The sequence below is a fragment of the Planktosalinus sp. genome (genome assembly GCF_059864935.1).
In genome coordinates this window covers 1-2,597 of record NZ_JCBCCK010000365.1, presented here as the reverse complement: position 1 = coordinate 2,597, position 2,597 = coordinate 1, and the positions used below count along the sequence as shown (strand labels likewise).

At 40.5% G+C, this 2,597-nt stretch carries 4 protein-coding genes; 2 read left to right on the top strand and 2 right to left on the bottom strand.

Going from position 1 to position 2,597, the window contains the following annotated elements:
- Together AC6F75_RS11470 and AC6F75_RS11465 are read right to left on the bottom strand one after the other, a co-directional pair.
- A partial coding sequence (locus tag AC6F75_RS11470; protein WP_500715154.1) for an antibiotic biosynthesis monooxygenase occupies positions 1-111 on the bottom strand: 111 nt, incomplete at its 3' end.
- 5 nt (positions 112-116) lie between these two features.
- Positions 117-950 (bottom strand): SAM-dependent chlorinase/fluorinase, encoded by an 834-nt coding sequence (locus tag AC6F75_RS11465; RefSeq protein WP_500715153.1) that lies wholly within the window; start codon positions 948-950, stop codon positions 117-119.
- Positions 951-1,232: 282 nt separating this feature from the next.
- Between AC6F75_RS11465 and AC6F75_RS11460 the strand changes: the two genes are divergently transcribed.
- Both AC6F75_RS11460 and AC6F75_RS11455 read left to right on the top strand, forming a co-directional pair.
- Positions 1,233-2,186 (top strand): PhoH family protein, encoded by a 954-nt coding sequence (locus AC6F75_RS11460; RefSeq protein WP_500715152.1) that lies wholly within the window; start codon positions 1,233-1,235, stop codon positions 2,184-2,186.
- A gap of 1 nt (position 2,187) precedes the next feature.
- Positions 2,188-2,597 (top strand): phosphoribosylaminoimidazolesuccinocarboxamide synthase (locus tag AC6F75_RS11455; protein ID WP_500715151.1); only part of this gene is annotated, 410 nt, incomplete at its 3' end.

Sequence of the window (2,597 nt, the reverse complement as noted above, 5' to 3'; positions counted from 1 at the left end):
ATGCCTGCATCCCGGAAAATTTCTGATGCGTGATTTGATTGTTTCAAAATGTTCAAGAAAAGCATTGACTTTTTCAGCTTGGAATTCCATTTTTACGATTCTGATAAACATAAGGTTTACGATTCAAAATTAACGGTTACGGTGTCCCTGAAATAAAGGCCAAAGAGGGTAGAGGCACTGCCCACAGTTTGTGGGTTACTTTTGTAAATAGCCAGTTCAAGATAACCTGAGGCGTTCCAGATAGCTAGTTTTTTTCCGTCTTCTTCACGTTTGTCGGGAGGTAAATTGAAGTTGATGGCTTCACTGTATATTGAATGCACTTCCCTGAATTTTACGGTTCGGGCAGTAATGACAAAGGGTTTTCCTTTACCAATGCTTTCAAAAAGTTTTTTGGTGATGTTGGTGACCACATTACCATAATTGTCAATATAAATCACATTGCCAACAATCTGATTCTGCTTTTCCTGAATAATTGGAGCGAGGCCTTTGAGTTCTTTGACCTCTGTGATTTCTTTTCCTATCACTTCCAAAGTTCCGCCACGGGCGATATGACAAGCCACTTTCACAAAAACATCCAGCACCGGAAAGTCTGAAATCACCCTGTCGTGGATGTTAATTTCCACAATTTTCTTTGGTCTCAACTCTTGAGTGATAAGGGAAATGATTCCATTGTCGGCGCAAATAAAGTAGTGGTCGTCCAGCAAAACAGCTATGTGTTTGTTTTCGGGTGTGAGTTCAGAATCAATTCCAATGATGTGAATACTTCCCTTCGGAAAACTTTTATATGCGTTTTGGATAATATATGCAGCCTCAGAAATATGAAATGGTGTGATTGAATGTGAGATATCAACAATTTTTGCGTCTTCCATTTCACTGTAAATCGCCCCTTTAACCGCCCCCGCAAAATGATCTTTTTCCCCAAAATCGGTTGTAAGTGTAATGATTGGCATAGGTAGAATTGTTGATATTTTTTTAACCCCAAAAGCTTGAGGCAAACATATTTTTATGTTAGATTTGTATATGCAAACTTAATCAATATTAAAGACAATTCTTAGGATTGGTTATGAAATAATATGTACAGAATTGACACAGTTATTTTATTCTTAATCAAGGCAAAATTTTCAAGCATAGCCAAAGCTATGGTTTAAAATTTTAACGCAGGGAAAGGAGAAAAGAACAAGTCAAAATGTATAGGTTATTTGGCAACAAATCCTTAATATAAATTCCCGCTTTTGAACGAACTTATTCTAGAGATTACAGAGATTAGCCCAAGCGAATTATTCGGGCTTCAGAATTCAAACATCAACCTGCTTAAAAAATACTATCCCAAGCTAAAAATCGTGGCACGCGGCAACAGGCTCACCGTTTTTGGTGACGAAGAAATGCTGGAAGAATTTGATAAAAAATTTTCAGAGTTAATGAAACATTTTATCAAATACAACAAACTGGATGAAAACGCCATAGAACGCATACTCACCAGCGAAAAAAAGGAAGATTATGAAACCCCTGATGCAAGTGGTGAAATTCTCGTTCACGGAGTGGGCGGAAAGCAAGTCAAAGCCATTACTGTCAACCAACGGAAACTGGTTGATTTAATGAAAAAGAATGATATGGTTTTTGCTGTTGGACCTGCCGGAACCGGAAAAACCTATACCGGCGTCGCACTGGCCGTAAAAGCACTCAAGGAAAAGCAGGTAAAGCGCATTATTCTTACCCGTCCGGCTGTTGAAGCTGGTGAAAACCTGGGTTTCCTTCCCGGTGACCTTAAGGAAAAGCTGGACCCTTATATGCAGCCTTTATATGATGCCTTAAGGGACATGATACCACATGAAACCCTGACAGCTTATATCGAAAAAGGCGTAGTGCAAATTGCTCCTTTAGCTTTTATGCGCGGAAGAACGCTCGACAATGCCTTTGTGATTCTCGACGAAGCCCAGAATACCACTCACGCACAAATGAAAATGTTTTTAACCCGTATGGGAAAAAACGCCAAGTTTATGATTACCGGCGACCCCGGCCAAATTGATTTGCCTCGCAGGGTCATTTCTGGACTGAAAGAAGCTCTATTGGTTTTGAAAGACGTCAAAGGCGTGGGAGTGATTTACCTAGATGATAAAGATGTGATTCGCCACCGATTGGTCAAAGAAGTGATTGCGGCCTATAAGTCGATTGAAAACATAGAATAAAATGAACAATACCCTTACACAGACCAACTTCAACTTTCCCGGACAAAAAAAAGTATATCACGGCAAAGTGCGTGATGTCTATACCCTTGAAAACGATATTTTATTGATGGTGGCATCAGACCGTATCAGTGCTTTTGATGTGGTAATGCCCAAAGGCATCCCTTATAAAGGACAAATTCTCAATCAGATTGCCACCAAAATGATGAGTGCCACAGAAGACCTGGTGCCCAACTGGCTCATCGCCACACCTGACCCTAATGTAGCCATAGGTCAAGTCTGTGAGCCTTTTATGGTGGAAATGGTCATCAGGGGATATTTGAGCGGCCACGCCGCCCGGGAATACAAAGCAGGGAAAAGAATGTTATGCGGAGTGCCCATGCCGGAAGGCATGAAAGAAAATGACAAATTTCA